This is a genomic window from Allonocardiopsis opalescens, from assembly GCF_003002095.1.
Classification (GTDB): Bacteria; Actinomycetota; Actinomycetes; order Streptosporangiales; family Streptosporangiaceae; genus Allonocardiopsis; species Allonocardiopsis opalescens.
Genome location: NZ_PVZC01000005.1, coordinates 368458 through 383648, shown reverse-complemented (window position 1 = coordinate 383648; position 15191 = coordinate 368458). Strand labels below are relative to the sequence as shown.

The following is a 15191-nucleotide window of genomic DNA, read 5'->3' as shown; positions in this document are numbered from 1 at the left end:
GGCGCGCGCTCACGCCCTGCGGTACGCGATCCGCAGCTCCGTCAGGTAGCGCTTGGTGATCCGGCCGCCGTGGCGGCCGTCGATGAGCCGGCCGATCGCGTCGAACAGGCCCCGGCGGGCCTCCTCGGGCAGGGCGCGGTGGCCGGAGTAGGTGAGCAGCAGGTCCAGGTAGGCGCGGGTGGAGTAGCCCGCCTCCCATTCGTACCGGTGGAAGACGGGCGGCCCGAAGCGCTCGGCGCCGGGCGTCTCCAGGCGGTCCTCGGGCACCTCGGCGGCGGGCGACAGCCGCAGGTCCGGGGGCGTCGACGGGTCGAAGCGCTCGTAGCACTCCTGCACCTCGGCGAAGAAGGCGCTGCTGCCCCCGGCGACGTGGTGGGTGGCGACGGTGGCCAGCGCGCCGCCGGGCCGCAGCGCCTCGGCCGCCTTCGCCACCCGCACCCGCGGGTCGACCCAGTGGAAGGCCGTCGCCGACAGCACCGTGTCGAAGGGCTCGTCGGGCAGCGGCCAGTCCTCGAAGGCGGCCACCTCGACCCGCGCCCGCGGGAAGGCGGCCAGCCTCCGCCGCGCCACCGCGGCCATCTCGGCGCCCAGCTCCACGGCGACGATCCGGCAGCCGCGCGCCGCAAGCGGCAGCGTCGCCTGCCCCGTGCCGCAGCCGATCTCCAGCACCCGCCGCCCCGGCCCGACCTGGGCCGCCCGGGCCAGGTCGCGGAACATCCGCGCGGGATAGCCCGGCCGCGAGCGGTCGTACAGTTCCGCCGCCTCGGTGAAGGTGCGGCGAAGCCGCTCGCGTCCTGTATCGGTCACCTACCGGACCCTAGCGTCCGCGAGGGAAAGATCGACATCTCCATTCCGCGCCTGGTCGGCGCCCTGCCGTCCTTTCCGGGCGCCATTCCGGCGCTTTCGCAGCTGAAACGAGCAGGTCCCTCTCGACCGTCCTCGCCATCGCCGCGTGTGCCCGGCGGCATCCGTCCCATGGCGCGGCCCCGGGCCCGGGCGGTGCCGTGCCACCGCGCCGTGCGGGTGGGCCGCCGGGGTGTAGGCAGCACCACCATCGGCGGTGCGCACGCTCCCGGGAGGAGCGGGCAGCTCGCGTCACTGATCGGAGCGCGGCGTGTCTCTAGCGTTTTCTCGTGACGGGGACGTCGGTCCCCGCCCTCGAACTCCCCCTGAGAGCAAGGAGACGGCACCGTGCCGCAAGCTATTCGGACCGCACTCGGGCTCGGCGTGGCCACGGTGCTCGTCCTCGGGTCCGCCCTGCTCCCCGGCGCGGCCGCGCACGCCGGCGAGGCGGGCGGCGGGGCCCGCACCGAGCCCACGGCCGCCGATGTGCAGCGCTTCCTCGACGAGCGGGTCCCCGCGCTGATGGCCGAGCACCGGCTGCCCGGCGCCGTGGTGTCGGTGGTCGCCGACGGCGAGCAGGTCTTCGCCGGCGGGTACGGCGAGGCCGATGTCGAGGCGGGCACCCCGGTCGACGCGGAGACGACGTCCTTCCCGATCGCGTCGGTCAGCAAGTCCTTCACCGCCGCCGCGGCCCTGCAACTGGTGGAGCAGGGCAGGCTCGACCTGCACACCGACGTCAACGCGTACCTGCCCGAGGACGTCCGGATCCCCGACAGCTTCCCCGGCGAGCCGGTCACCCTGCACCACCTGCTCACCCACACCGCCGGCTTCGCCGACAGCGTGGCGGGCATGGCGGCCGCCTCGCCCGGCGGGGTGCTGCCGCTGGCCGAGTACGCCGCCGCCTACCGGCCCGAGCGCGTCCACCCGCCCGGCCGCTTCGTCGCGTACTCCAACTACGGCACCACCCTGGTCGGCCTGATCGTCCAGGAGGTCTCGGGCGTCCCGTTCGAGGAGTACACCGCCGAGAACGTCTTCGCCCCGCTGGGCATGGAGCGCAGCGGCTTCCACCAGCCCGACGAGGCCGCCGAGATCCTGGAGACCCCCAAGCTGTACACGGTCGCCCCCGACCCGGCGGCCCCGCTGTACATCAACCAGGGCCCCGCCGGCGCCGTCTACGCCACGGCCCCCGACATGTCCCGCTTCATGATCGCCCTGCTCAACGACGGCGCCGCGGCCGGCGGCGACTTCCTCTCCCCGGAGAGCACCGCGGCGATGCTCACCCGCCAGGCCAGTGCGCACCCGCGGATCGCCGGCGCCGGCTACGGCACCTGGGACCGGTACGCCGACGGCGTGCACGGCATCGGCCACAGCGGCGACCTCGACGGCGCGCACAGCGAGTACGTCCTGCTCCCCGAGCAGGAGCTGGGCTTCTTCGTATCGGTCAACGCCGACGGCGTCGCCGAGAGCCCCATCGCGGACGGCCGCGCCCGCATCGTCGACGCCTTCCTCGCCGAGTTCGGCACGCCCGAGCCGGAGCAGCCGGGACCCGGCACCGAGCAGGGGCGATCGGGGGCGGACGCCGAGCAGGGACCGGGATCGGACACCGAGCAGGAGCAGCCCGCGCCGGACGCGTCCGCCATCGACCTGGAGCCGTACGTGGGCACCTACACCACCACCCGCACCAGCAGCGGCGAGCCCGCCTCGCTGCTGGTCGTCACGGACCAGACCACGGTGTCGGCCACTGGCGACGGCCGCCTGCACACCACCAACGCCCTCCTGGGCGAGCGCGACTGGACCCCGGTCGAGCAGAACCTGTTCCGCTCCGACGAGGGCGACCAGCTGGCCTTCATCGAAGAAGACGGCCGCGTCATCGGCCTAGCCCTGGACGCCGTCCCCTCGCAGAACTACCAGCGCGTCGACTGGCACGAGCAGCCCTACCTGCACTTCGGCGCTGCCGCCGCCGCCCTGCTCGTCATGCTCACCATCCTGGCCTGGCCGATCGCCGCCCTGACCCGCCTCGTCCTCCGCCGCCGCCCCGCCCGCACCGCCGCCGCGCGCACCGCCGTCTGGACCGCCGCCGCCACCGTCGCCACCTGCGTCGGCTTCGTCGCCCTCCTCGCCTACCTGATGACCGACATGGCCGCCCTGACCGGCCTGATGTTCAACGACTCCCCCCTCCTCACCGCCCCCCTCACCGCCGCCGCCGTCCTCCTGCTCCCCGTCCTCGCCTTCACCGTCACCGCCTGGATCCGCCGCTGGTGGACCCTGACCGGCCGCATCCACTACACCGCCATCGCCCTGTCCCTCGCCGCCTTCATCGACTTCGGCTTCCACTACGGCATCGTGTGGACCCCACCGGTCTGAACGTCCGAACCGCCGGCGGGCGGGCGACCGGGGGAAGACCCCCGGTCGCCCGCCCGCCGGACCGGGTCAGCGGCCGCGCGTCTCGGCGGACGGGGCGTCGCGGTCCGCGGCGGGCGGGACCGCCAGTTCGGACCTGATCCACTCCAGGGCGGAGAGGGCGCGGGGCCGCCAGCCGAGGTGGGTGCGGGCGCGTTCGCCCCGTACCCGGCTGTTGGAGCCGAGGGCGAAGACGGCTAGTTCGCGGCCCCACTCGGCGATGGCGGCGTCGATGGGCCAGGGCTCGGCGCGGTCCGAGCCGAGGGACGCGGCGATGGCGTCGGCGAGGTCGGCGAAGGAGGCTTCGCCGTTCTCGACGAAGTAGAACGATCCCGCTGGGGCCGCCTCCAGGGCGAGCAGGTAGAGGTCGGCCATGTCGTCGACGTGGACGTTGGACCAGATGTTGCGGCCGGGGCCGATCCGGCGGACGGTTCCGCTCCGTCGCGCCTGCCGGACAAGGGCGGGGATCTGCACGCTGTCGCGGGCCAGGCCGCGTCCGTGGCCGTAGATCATCGTGTTGCACAGGACCACCGATCGGACGGCACGGTCGGCGGCGGCCAGGACGTGGCGGTCGATCGCCACCCGTGCCCGCTTGTCGGCGGCGGGCCGCCAGGCCGAGCCCTCGTTCAGGATCTCCTCGCCGAAGACCTCGTCGGACGCCTCGCCGCGGGAGTCGGTGCCGACGATGCTCGATCCGCTGGTGTGCAGCAGGGGCTTGCCCGATCCCGCGAGCGCGTCGACCAGCGCCTCCACGGCGCCCCGGTGGTCGCTGTCGGCGGCGTTGACGACGGCGTCGGCGGCGCGGGCCCGCTCGATGAGCAGCTCGCGGTCCTCCAGCGTGCCGAGTACGGGCTCGACGCCGAGGCGGCCGAGCGCCGCCGCCTTCTCGGGGGTGCGCGCCAGCCCGGTGACGCGGTGGCCGGCCCGCAGCAGCCGGTGCGCGACCGAACCGCCGATGTAGCCCGTCGCGCCGGTGAGGAAGACGTCCATGGGCGCCCCCGATCTATGCATAGACAGAATTTGTATATGCATAGATTGTCTGTGCATGGAATCTGTGTCAAACTTGCCGCTGAGCGAGGAGGACGCCCATGCCGCCAGCCGGCGCCCGCGGCCCGCGGATCGAACTGCCGTCGCCCCTGGAGGAGCGCTGGCAGGCGCTGCGGCGGCTGGAAGCGGCCACCCACGACGCCCTGGACCGCGCCCTGCAGGCCGAGCACGGCATCTCCGCGTCCGAGTACGCCGCCCTCGCGGCGCTGGCCTACTCCGATGACGGCGGCCACCTGCGCCAGCAGGCCCTCGCCGACGCGATCCCGCTCAAGCAGAGTTCGGTCAGCCGCCTGGTCGCCCGCCTGGAGCGCGCCGGCCTCACCGAACGCTTCCTGTGCCCGACCGACCGGCGCGGCGTCTACACCCAGATCACCGCTCGCGGCCGCGAACTGGTCGCCCAGGCCCGCCCCACCCACCGGGCCGTCCTCGAACGCGCTCTCGCCGCCGCCGCCACCGACCCGACCCTGAAACCGCTGGCCGAGCAGGTGCGCGGCGACTGATCCGCCTCGGCACGGCGACGGCCGACCGGCCCGCCGTTGGCGGAGCACGGTAGCGCCGCACGTCCGCGCCTCCGCCCGTAGTACGGCGGAGCGGACGGGCACGGTCAGCCGGTCGGGAGGCCGCCGCGCGTCTCGACGGCCCGGGCCATGCGCTCGGCGAGGTCGCCCTGGGCGGCTGTCGGCGCGGATCCCGGCTCGTCGTCGGACGGTACGTCGGGTGCGGGCAGTCCCGGGCACACCGCTCCGCCGCGCGGGAGGACGCCGTCCACCAGGTAGCGGTTCACGTGCGCGTCCACGCAGCCGTAGCCCTCGCCGCGGACGGCGTAGAAGGCGTGGCCGCCGTCGTCGGCGATGGTGACCAGGCCGGCGCCCAGTTCGCGTGCCATGGCGGGGCCGCCCGCGTAGACGGTCTGCGAGTCGTACTCGGCCTGGATGACCAGACCGCGCGGGTGGCCGTCGCGGCGCAGCTCCACCGGAGGTTCGGGCGGGGTGAAGGAACGGAAGGTGCACGGGTCGGGCGCCACGGCCATCACGCCCATGCCGTACGGGTGTTCGGTGCGGTACTCGCGCATTTCGCGGTAGTAGCCGCCGAGCCCGGCGGGCCAGTCGGCCTCGCACATGACGGCGGTGAAGGTCGCCCGCGACCAGGGCTGCGGCTCGGCCGCCTCGGCCAGCAGCACCGCCTCGGCGGCGTCGGCGGCGTCGCGTGCGGACGGCGAGCGCAGCCCGGCCAGGGTCTCGGCGAACAGGTCCCACTCCGCCTGCCAGCGGGCCTGCCTGCCGACGAATCCGTCGAAAGCGGTCCGGTCCATCCCGTCGACCGGCTCCTGGTGCGCTGCGGCCGCGATCTCTTCGATGGTGGCGCGCACCGCGTCCGGTGAGCCGCCGAGGCCGTAGGTGCCGTCGCGCTCGGCGGCCCAGCGGGCGAAGCGGTCCACATTGCGGGTGACGGCGGGTGCCGTCGCCCGCCAGGTGTCGCGCCAGATCCGGTCGGGGTGGATCGAGGAGTCCAGCACGCTGCGGTCCAGCCGCTCGGGGAACAGGCTGCCGTACACCGCGCCGAGGTACGTGCCGTAGGAGTAGCCCAGGTAGTTGATCCGCTCCTCGCCGAGCGCGGCGCGGACCACGTCCATGTCGCGGGCGGTGTTGGCCGTGCTGACGTGCCGGCGGAATTCGCCGCCGGCCCGCTCGCAGCTCGCCTCGTACGCGCGGGCGAGCCGGGCGAACTCCGGCAGCTGGGCGTCGGTGGGCCGCGACGACACGTCGTTGGGGCCGGGCTCGGGAGCGTCGCAGTTCAGCGGGGTGGACGCACCGATCCCGCGCGGGTCGAAGCCGATCAGGTCGTAGACCTCGGTGATCGGCTGCCCCTGGTACAGGGCCGGCAGGCTGCGGCCCTCCGCGCCCGGCCCGCCGGGGTTGAGCAGCAGCACACCGCGCCGCCGGCCCGGATCGGCGGCGGGCGCGCGGCTGAGCGCCACCTCGATCCGCTCCCCGCCGGGCTCGGCGTAGTCCATGGGCACCACCACCGTCGCGCACTCCAGCCCGGCCAGAGCCTCCTCGGTACAGGCCGACCACTCGACCGGCTGCCGGTAGAAGTCCGCGAGCCCGCCGGCAGCGGACGCGGCCGAGGCCGTCCCGCCGCTCAGGGCACCCGCCGCCACGAGCACCGCGGCACCGGCGGCGAGCACCCGGCCGCCGCGTCTCCCACCGAACGGAACCAAGGCACGCCTCCTCAGGCCGTCCACGCGAAGAACACGGAACGTGGACAGAGGGTCACATGACGTTCACAGAGCCTAGAGACCGGCATTCGCGGAGAGAACCCGTTACAGCGGATTTTCTGCTCTTTTTTGCCGGAAACAGCCGCCGGACGGGGTGTTCGCGCCGAGGAGTGTCGGTGTTCGGTCCAGGTCCGCCGGAACCGGCGGTCGCCGGGTCGGCCACGACCGATGCGCCGCCTCGCGGGACGAGTGCGCCCGCGCCGGGGACGGACTTGCCGCGTCCCGGACGTCGCCGGACGCCCCCGAAGAGCCGTGACGACCTCTCGGACCGGATCCTTTCCGGGTAGGAGCCGCAACATCGCAGCTGAGAGCGGTCGCGTCCCGTCCTCAGCCGGGCGGCCGGAATTCTGGCAGGATTCTGCCGCCGCCGTGTCGATCGGGGACGGCTTCCGTTCGACCTATGGGTGAGCGGGCCGGGAGAGCGGCCCGGGCGAGTCAGGGAGACGGAACCATGAAGTACATGCTGATCATGCGGGCGACCGATGAGGCTTTCGCGGGGATGGCGGAGGCGGATTTCACCGAGATGATCGCGACGGTCGGGCGGTTCAACCAGGAGATGATCCGGGCCGGGGTGCTGCTCGCCGCCGAGGGGCTGGACGACGCGGCCGAGGGTGTGGTGGTGGACCACTCGGCTGAGCCGCCCGTGGTGACCGATGGGCCTTACGGGGAGACCAAGGAGCTGTTCGGCGGGTTCTACATCCTCAATGTGGCGTCGAAGGAGGAGGCCGTCGAGTGGGCGAAGCGGGCGCCGCTGACGGGGCCGGGCTTCAAGACCGAGATCCGCCGGGTCACCACGATCGATGAGTTTCCGCAGGACAACGAGTGGATCCAGCAGGAGCGGGCCTGGCGCGAGGCGACCGGGCAGCTGTGAGCGGAGTGCGGAGAGCGAGAGATGGCCGATCCGACCGGTCGTGAGGCCGTCGCCGCCGTGTGGCGGATCGAGTCCGCGCGGATCGTCGGGGCGCTCGCGCGGTATACCGGGGACTTCGCCTTGGCGGAGGATCTGGCGCAGGAGGCGCTGGCCGAGGCGCTGGTCAGCTGGCCGCGCGACGGGGTGCCGCACAAGCCCGCGGGCTGGCTGCTCACCGTGGGCCGGCGCCGGGCGATCGACGCCTTCCGGCGGCGCTCCGCCCTTGACGACAGGTACGCCTCCCTCGCCCAGGACCTGGGCGAGGGAGGGGCCGTCACGGGCAGTGCCCCGTCCGATCCGGTCCGGGAGGCGCCTGACGTGCTGTGGGACCCCGACCAGATCGACGACGACGTGCTGGCGCTGATGTTCACCTCGTGCCATCCGGTGCTGTCGCGGGAGGCTCGGGTGGCGCTGACCCTGCGGGTGGTCGGCGGTCTGACCAGCGACGAGATCGCCAGGGCCTTCCTGGTTCCGACGGCGACCGTGCAGGCGCGCATCACCCGGGCGAAGAAGACGCTCGGCGCGGCCCGGGTGCCGTTCCGGGTGCCGCCGCCCGAGGAGCGGGCCGAACGGCTCGGCTCGGTGCTCAGTGTGGTCTACCTGATCTTCACCGAGGGGTCCTCGGCCAGCTCCGGGCGTGAGCTGATCCGCTTCGACCTCGCGGGTGAGGCGCAGCGCCTCGCCCGGATCCTGAGCCGGCTGATGCCGGACGAGCCCGAGGTGCACGGCCTGCTGGCGCTGCTCGAACTGACCGCGGCGCGCTTCCCGGCCCGCACCGGGCCCGACGGGCGGCCGGTGCTGCTCGAACACCAGGACCGCACCCGCTGGGACCGCGCCGCGATCCGCCGGGGGCGGGCCGCGCTGGCCCGCGCGGAGCGGGCCGGACGGGGCCTGGGCGCCTACGGCCTGCAGGCCGCGATCGCCGAGTGCCACGCCGTCGCCGCGTCCGTCGACGCGACGGACTGGGAGCGCGTCGTGCTCATCTACGAGGCGCTCGGCCGCCTCGCGCCCTCGCCCGTGGTCGACCTGAACCGAGCCGTCGCGGTCTCGATGGCGCGCGGCCCCGCCGCGGCGCTGCCGATCGTGGACGGGCTGGCGGACGCCGGGCAGCTGGCCGGATCCCACCTGCTGCCCAACGTCCGCGGCGAACTGCTCGCCCGCCTGGGCCGCACCGACGAGGCCCGCGCCGAACTGCGGCGGGCCGCGGAGCTGTGCGGCAACGAGAGCGAGCGGACCGTACTGGAACGCAGGCTCGCCGAGCTGGGCTGACCGGCCGCGCTCAGCCGCCGGTATCGCGCGGATGGCCGGCTCCACCAGCCGCTCGTGCGCCGGCCGCGCGAGCCCTTCGTCGCCGTGGTGCCGCGTCCGCATCCGAAGGATGGCGCTTCCTCCGTGACGGGGGCGGAACCGCCGGCGGACCGGTTTCTCAGGTTCGCCCGGATCGCCGGGTCGTGCAGCCACGATCTCGGCCTGCGCGGTCTTACGCGGCGGTGCCTGGCCGCGGGTGGTGCGGGAGGCGTCGAGCCCAGCCGGCGCCCGGTGATTCGTCGGGCCGGCGCACCGACGCGAGCCGGTCGGCCAGCGCGTCGAGGCCGCCCTGCGGGATGTCGACGCGGAACGGGCCAAACTCGGCCGAGCCGGGCGCGGGCGCCCGCCCGGGTTCGGCCGGCGCGGCTCTGCGGAGGACGTCCCTGCGGCCGGACCCGGGCCCGGCGTCGTCTGCGGACGGTGGGGCCGCACCAGTCGTTCGTGCTGGTCAAAGTCGCTGACCCGCCCCGCCCGCGCCACTCGACCGGACCAGGCGCACACGCGGTACAGCGGTGCTTCCGGCACCGCGCCCGGCCGGGACACGATCGCGACCTGGTGCGGACGGGATCCGGACACAGGGCCGCCACAGTCGGTGCCATGACTGAGGTGCAGCCGGCCGCGCCGGCCCCGTCGTCCGCCGGGCCGAAGCGGCATCTGCCGGCGCTGGACGGGCTGCGCGGCGCGGCCATCACCGGGGTGCTGCTCTTCCATACCGGTCTGCTGCCGGGGGGCTTCCTCGGGGTGGACCTGTTCTTCGCGCTGTCCGGGTATCTGATCACCGGTCTGCTGCTGCGGGAGGTGGCGGCGACGGGGACCGTGTCGCTGCCCGGTTTCTGGGGGCGCCGGGTCCGGCGGCTGCTGCCGGCCTTGGCGGTCATGCTGGCCGGCGTCACCGTGGCGGTCTGGGCGGTCGGGCCGCCCGGCCTGGTCAGGACGACGCTCGCGGACGGCCCGTGGGTGCAGCTGAACCTGGTCAACTGGCATCTGCTCGCGGAATCGGCGGGCTACTGGGACCGCCTCGGCGCGGCGCGGGTGTTCGGGCATCTGTGGAGCATCGCGGTCGAGGAGCAGTTCTACCTGGTGTGGCCGCTGCTCGTGCTGGTCCTCGCCCGGACCGGGGCCGGGGGCCGCGCGGACCGCCGGGTCGCGGTGGCCGCGGCACTGATCTCGGTCGGCTCGCTGGTGCTGATGGCGGTCCTGGCCGACCCGGCGGATCCGACCCGGGTCTACACCGGTACCGACACCCGGGCCTTCTCGCTGCTGCTGGGCGCGCTGGCCGCCACCCGGCCGGCGCGTGCCGCGCTCGACCGCGTCCTCGGCCGCCGGCCGGGCCCGGCGGCGGCGCTGCTCGCGGCCGGTATCGGCGCGGCCTGGGCGCTGGTCCACGGCACCGGCCAGCCGTGGCTGTACACCGGCGGCCTGTTCGCGCACTCGCTCGCGTCCGCGCTGCTGATCGCGGTGTGCGCGCGGGCACCGCGGACGGCGGTGGCGCGGGCTCTGGCCTGGGGGCCGCTGCGGTGGCTGGGGCTGGTCTCCTACAGCCTGTACCTGTGGCACTGGCCGGTCATCGTGCTGCTGTCGCCGCAGGTGACGGGGCTCGACGGGTGGGGCTGGACGGCGATGGTGTGGGCGGTGTCGATCGGCCTGGCCGCGCTGTCGAAGTACCTGGTGGAGGATCCGATCCGGTTCCGCGCCGCCTGGGCCGGGGGGCGCACCGGCCTGCTCGTCTTCGCGCTGCTCATGGCGGGTCTGGCCGCCCTCTGGTTCGCGCTGCCCGCCCCGCCCCCGCCCGCCGTCGACACCGGCCTGCTGGGCTGATCACCCGATCAGCGGGCAGGTCCGCGGCCGGTCCGAGCCCGGGGCGGGCACGGTGAACAGGATCCGCACCGTCGTGGCCGGTGAGCCGCCGGACCGCACGTGCACGTCCAGCGCGGTGCAGACCAGCTGGTCGATGCCGAGCGGGCTCAGCTCGTGCTCGGCCAGCGGCACTCTGAGCTCGATCGTGCCGTCGTCCACCGTCACCTCGACCCGCGTGTGCTCGACCGGCGGGATCTCGGTGCGCAGCGCGGAGTCGCCGGGCGCGAAGCCGCCCGGACCGAGCAGCAGCAGCGTCAGCGCGTCGGGGATCGTGCCCAGGCGGCCGGTCTCCCGCGGCTGCGGCCGCAGCTCGCCGCGCCGGTCGACGAAGTACAGCGTCACCCCGGGCGCCACGCCCGTGGGCGGCTCGCCGGCGTCGGTCACCTCCGACGGCTGGATCCCGCAGCCGGTGAGCGCGAGCAGCGCGACGGCCGCCGCGGCCCAAAGCCGCCTCATCCGTCCTCCACCTGGTCCGCCATGCCCCGGGGCAGCCGCAGCACGAAGCGCGCCCCGCCGCCGTCGGCATTGCCCGCGGTGAGATCGCCGCCGTGCAGGCGGGCGTTCTCCAGGGCGATCGCCAGGCCGAGCCCGCTGCCCGGGGTGCGGGTGCGGGCGGCGTCGGCCTTGTAGAAGCGGTCGAAGACGTGCGGCAGCACGTCCTCGGGCAGGCCGCGGCCGGCGTCGGTGACCTCGATCCTGACCTCCCCGGGCGAGGCCGACACGTCCACGCGCACCGGCGGCTCCCCGTGCCGCAGGGCGTTGCCGACCAGATTGGCCACGATGACGTCCAGCCGGCGCCGGTCCAGCCGCGAGCGCGACTCCGCCGGCGCCGTCAGCTCCACCCGGTCCAGCCAGTCCCGGGCGCGCAGGCAGTCGCGCACCGCGCCGGCCACGTCGACCTCCTCCAGGCGCGGCCGCACCGTGCCGGCGTCGAAGCGGGAGACCTCCATCAGGTCCTCCACCAGGCGGACCAGCCGGTGGGTCTCGGTGATCGCCATCCGCGCGGACTCGCGGGCGTCCGGGTCCATCCCGTCGGCCGCGTCCTCCAGCACCTCCATCACGGCCGTCAGCGTGCTCAGCGGGGTGCGCAGCTCGTGCGAGACGTCGGCGGCGAAGCGCCTGGCGTCGGCCTGCATCCGGCGCATCGCCGCCATGGACGCCTGCACCGACTCGGCCATCTCGTTGACGGTGGCCGTCAGCTCGGCCAGTTCGTCGGCGCCCTGGGGGAGGGAGCGCGCGCCGAGGTCGCCGTCGGCCAGTCGGCGCGCGGTGTCGCGCAGCTCGCGCACCGGGCGCAGCACGCTGCGCGCGGCCAGCAGCGCCAGCAGCGCCGCCGGCGGCAGCGCCAGCGCCGCGGTGCCGATCGCGGACCTGGTGAGCCCGTCGATCCGCCGCTCGACATCGCCGAGGTCGTGCGCGGCGTAGACCTCGATACCGGACGGGGTGCGGGTACCGTCCAGGTCCGTGATCATGACGGGGGTGCCGATCAGCAGCCAGGACCCGCCGTCGCCGCCGACCCGCTGCGCGACCAGCCGGCCGCGGACGCGCACGGCCTCGCGCAGCTCCTCGGTGACCAGCGCGGCGCCGGCGCCGTCCGCGGACCGCAGGTGCCGGTAGGTCACCAGGGTGTCCGGGCCGACGGCCGCGCGCAGCCGGTCGAGTCCGGCCTGGTCGGGCGGGTAGCTCAGCTGGGGGGCGAGCGCGCCGATCTGGGCGGCCGTCGCCTCGGTGAGCCGCCGCTGGGTCGAGTCGACCAGCGCGGTGCTCGCCGAGCCGGCGCTGGACCAGGCCGCGGCGGCGGCGCCGAGCACGGTGACCAGCACGAAGGTGACCAGCAGCCGGGCGCGCAGCCCGCGCGGCCACAGCCGCCGCCTCACACCGGACCGAAGCGGTAGCCGAAGCCGCGCACGGTCTGCACGTACTCCGGGCGGGCCGGGTCGGTCTCGATCTTCGCCCGCAGCCGCTGCACGCAGTTATCGACCAGCCGGGAGTCGCCGAGGTAGTCGTGCTCCCACACCAGTTCGAGCAGCTGCTGCCGGCTGAACACCTGGGCCGGGGCCTGGGAGAGGGTCAGCAGCAGCCGCAGCTCGGTCGGCGTCAGCCGCACCGGCTCGCCGCGCAGCGACACGGTGAGCGAGGCGGTGTCGACGCGCAGCTCGCGGTGGACGCGCACGCCCTCGGCGGCGCCGGGGGCGCGGCGCCGGACCGCGCGGATGCGGGCGTCGAGCACGGTCGGCTGGGCAGGCTTGACGACGTAGTCGTCCGCCCCGGCCGCGAGGCCGCTGACGATGTCGAAATCGTCGCCGCGGGCGGTCAGCATGATCACCGGTATCTCGCTGACTGCCCGGATGCGGCGGCACACCTCGAAGCCGTCGACGTCCGGCAGCATCAGGTCGAGCACCACCAGCTCCGGCGGCGACGAGCGGAAGGCGCGCAGCCCGTCCTCGCCGGAGGCGGCCGTGCGCACGTCGTGGCCGTGCCGGCCGAGCGCCAGTTCGAGCCCCCGCCGCAGCAGGGCGTCGTCTTCGATCAGCAGAATCGCGGCCACCCGTCCAGTATGGGCGGCACCGGCGCGATCGGGCCTGGTCGGCGGTCCGTTGCGACACGACCGCGACACGGCGGCGGAGCGGCCGACACATCGCGGCCCCACTCTCGACGGCATGTCACAGCATCTGATCCGCTCGGCCAGGTCCGATCGCGAGGCCGCGGCCGAGCGTCCGAACACCCACGACGAACGCACGTCCGCCTCCGGTGGACGGTCCCTCGCCGCCATGCGCGGGCTGCCGCGGGTCCTCACCGGACTGCTCGCCCTCACCGCGCTGACCGCCGGCTGCTCCGCCGCCGCTACGTCCGACGCGCCGGCCGGGGGAGCGGCGAGCTCCGCGGCCGGCGCCTCCGCCGACCACGGGCTGTCGCGGGTGCTCCTGCTCGGCGACTCCGTCGCGGTCGGCCAGGCCCTGCCCATGGCCGACGCCTTCGCGGCCAGCGGCGTCGAGTTCGAGTCGATCGCCAGCGAGGGCGGCGGCAATGTCGTGGGCCCCTTCGCCGAGGAGCAGTGGGCGGAGCTGCCCGGGGAGATCGCCGCCGCCGAGCCCGCCGTCGTCATCTACCAGATCACCACCTACGACTGGGGCACCGAGGAGGAGCAGCGGACCGGCTACGAGCGGCTGCTGAGCACCGTCGCGGAGACCGGCGCGGACCTCGTCTTCGTCACCATGCCGCCCATCGAGCCCGACGACTTCTACCGGCCGCACATGTCGGAGCTGGCGCGCACCGCCGACGTCGCCCGCGCCGTCGCCGAGGACTCCGACGGCCGGGCCCACTTCCTGGACGCCGGCGCCGTGTGGGGCGACACCTACCAGCGCACCAGGGACGGCCGGGCCGACCGCAGCACCGACGGCATCCACACCTGCCCGCAGGGCGCCGCCCGCTTCACCGACTGGCTGCTGACCGAACTGGCCGGGCGCTACCCCGGCTTCGGCCCCGCCCCCGCCGAGCAGTGGGCCAACACCGGCTGGAGCGCGGACGAGCACTACAACGGCTGCTGAGCCGGAAATCCGGCGAATCGTTCTTATTGACAGGCCGGAACAGGCGCAGTGGAATCGACCCGATCGCGCGGCGGTTCGGAGGTGTCGTGGAAAGGGATCACTTGATCCGGCTTCTCGCTGGAGGCGGCTCGGTGCACTCCCTTTCCCGATCCGCGCTGAGCGCCGGTGCGACGTACCAGGTCTGGCCTGAGACCGTGCCGGTGCAGGGCCTGCTCTCCGTATACGCGAGGAGGGAGCGCTCGGTTCGGCGCTCCGGCCAGAATTCGATCGGATTCGCCGAAGCCGTTTCGGATCTGCGCGATTACCGCGGCTCCGATGTGCTGATCGGATTCATCGACGACCGGAAACGCGGCGGATACTATTTCCAGCTGTTCGTGGAGCCCGCGTTCGCCCGAATCGTCGCTTGCCTGGGGGTCGGACCGCCTCGACGGAACGGTGCCTCGTGACGCGAGCGGCATTCCGGGTGCCGGAACGCGCCGACGGCGGCTGACGCGGACCCGGTGACGCGCGTCACGCGCCCGCCCTGTCACAGGAGGGCGGCCATCTCGATCTCCCAGGTGACCGCTCATCCCCTCGGACAGGGAGACATCCGTGGACCTCGCACTGTGGATCGCCGCCGGGCTGCTGGCCGCGGTGGCGCTGCTCGGCGGCATCACCAAGACCTTCGTGCCCAGGGAGAGACTGGCCGCGCACCGCGGCGGCGAGTGGACCGGGCACGTCGGCGCCGGCTTCGTCAGGACCCTCGGGGTGCTGGAGATCCTGGCGGCGGCGGGCCTGATCCTGCCCGCCGTCACGGGCATCGCGCCGGTCATGGTGCCGGTGACCGCGGTCTGCTGGATCCTGCTCATGGCCGGCGCGATGGTCACCCACGGCCGCCTCGGCCAGTACGGGCTCGTGCTGCTGAACCTGGTCTACCTGGCCCTGGCCGCCTTCATCGCGTGGGGCCGATTCGTCCTGGAACCGTTCACGGGCTGACGGGCGGCGGGCCCTCGGCCGCCCG

General features: G+C 74.5%; 14 protein-coding genes. 8 read left to right on the top strand and 6 right to left on the bottom strand.

The features are described from left to right. Positions 1 to 9 precede the first annotated feature (9 nt). Positions 10 to 807 (bottom strand): class I SAM-dependent methyltransferase, encoded by a 798-nt coding sequence (locus CLV72_RS18655; RefSeq protein WP_106247876.1) that lies wholly within the window; start codon positions 805 to 807, stop codon positions 10 to 12. Between the two features lie 384 nt (positions 808 to 1191). Between CLV72_RS18655 and CLV72_RS32305 the strand changes: the two genes are divergently transcribed. Then, positions 1192 to 3207, top strand: a complete 2016-nt coding sequence (locus CLV72_RS32305) for a serine hydrolase domain-containing protein (protein ID WP_170141026.1) — start codon at positions 1192 to 1194, stop codon at positions 3205 to 3207. Between the two features lie 66 nt (positions 3208 to 3273). Here CLV72_RS32305 and CLV72_RS18640 read toward each other — a convergent pair whose 3' ends face one another. Next, a complete protein-coding gene (locus tag CLV72_RS18640; RefSeq protein ID WP_211302946.1) occupies positions 3274 to 4254 on the bottom strand; it encodes an NAD-dependent epimerase/dehydratase family protein in 981 nt (326 codons plus the stop codon). A 77-nt stretch (positions 4255 to 4331) separates the two neighbouring features. On the opposite strand from CLV72_RS18640, the gene CLV72_RS18635 reads away from it, so the two are divergent. Next, entirely contained in the window at positions 4332 to 4790 is a 459-nt protein-coding gene (locus tag CLV72_RS18635) for a MarR family winged helix-turn-helix transcriptional regulator (RefSeq protein WP_170141025.1), read from the top strand. Positions 4791 to 4894: 104 nt separating this feature from the next. Here CLV72_RS18635 and CLV72_RS18630 read toward each other — a convergent pair whose 3' ends face one another. After that, a complete protein-coding gene (locus tag CLV72_RS18630) occupies positions 4895 to 6511 on the bottom strand; it encodes an alpha/beta fold hydrolase (protein ID WP_146159484.1) in 1617 nt (538 codons plus the stop codon). 508 nt (positions 6512 to 7019) lie between these two features. Here CLV72_RS18630 and CLV72_RS18625 point away from each other — a divergent pair. The 3 genes from CLV72_RS18625 (at position 7020) to CLV72_RS18615 (ending at position 10604) form a co-directional block, all read left to right on the top strand. Continuing rightward, complete coding sequence (locus CLV72_RS18625) at positions 7020 to 7439, top strand: YciI family protein (RefSeq protein WP_106247869.1); 420 nt, start codon at positions 7020 to 7022, stop codon at positions 7437 to 7439. A 21-nt stretch (positions 7440 to 7460) separates the two neighbouring features. Next, positions 7461 to 8747 carry an RNA polymerase sigma factor gene (locus CLV72_RS18620; RefSeq protein ID WP_106247867.1) on the top strand — a complete coding sequence of 429 codons (1287 nt, stop codon included), beginning with the start codon at positions 7461 to 7463 and terminating at the stop codon, positions 8745 to 8747. Positions 8748 to 9383: 636 nt separating this feature from the next. Next, positions 9384 to 10604, top strand: a complete 1221-nt coding sequence (locus tag CLV72_RS18615) for an acyltransferase family protein (protein ID WP_106247865.1) — start codon at positions 9384 to 9386, stop codon at positions 10602 to 10604. Here the strand turns inward: CLV72_RS18615 and CLV72_RS18610 are convergent, their stop codons facing one another. Genes CLV72_RS18610 through CLV72_RS18600 form a run of 3 tightly spaced genes read right to left on the bottom strand, consistent with a single transcriptional unit; the run spans position 10605 to position 13191 of the window. After that, positions 10605 to 11099 carry a hypothetical protein gene (locus CLV72_RS18610; protein ID WP_106247863.1) on the bottom strand — a complete coding sequence of 165 codons (495 nt, stop codon included), beginning with the start codon at positions 11097 to 11099 and terminating at the stop codon, positions 10605 to 10607. Further along, entirely contained in the window at positions 11096 to 12520 is a 1425-nt protein-coding gene (locus CLV72_RS18605) for a sensor histidine kinase (RefSeq protein ID WP_106247860.1), read from the bottom strand. Before CLV72_RS18605 ends, CLV72_RS18610 begins: the two co-directional genes overlap by 4 nt. Further along, positions 12517 to 13191, bottom strand: coding sequence for a response regulator transcription factor (locus tag CLV72_RS18600; RefSeq protein WP_106247858.1), 675 nt, complete (start codon positions 13189 to 13191; stop codon positions 12517 to 12519). The genes CLV72_RS18605 and CLV72_RS18600 overlap by 4 nt, the downstream gene beginning before the upstream one ends. A 112-nt stretch (positions 13192 to 13303) precedes the next feature. On the opposite strand from CLV72_RS18600, the gene CLV72_RS18595 reads away from it, so the two are divergent. The 3 genes from CLV72_RS18595 (at position 13304) to CLV72_RS18585 (ending at position 15166) form a co-directional block, all read left to right on the top strand. Then, a complete protein-coding gene (locus tag CLV72_RS18595; RefSeq protein ID WP_245930298.1) occupies positions 13304 to 14191 on the top strand; it encodes an SGNH/GDSL hydrolase family protein in 888 nt (295 codons plus the stop codon). Between the two features lie 86 nt (positions 14192 to 14277). Further along, the gene (locus CLV72_RS18590) at positions 14278 to 14637 is read left to right on the top strand and encodes a hypothetical protein (protein ID WP_106247856.1); all 360 of its coding nucleotides are present in this window, start codon (positions 14278 to 14280) and stop codon (positions 14635 to 14637) included. Positions 14638 to 14782: 145 nt separating this feature from the next. Further along, positions 14783 to 15166, top strand: a complete 384-nt coding sequence (locus tag CLV72_RS18585; RefSeq protein WP_106247853.1) for a DoxX family protein — start codon at positions 14783 to 14785, stop codon at positions 15164 to 15166. The last annotated feature ends 25 nt before the right edge of the window (positions 15167 to 15191 follow it).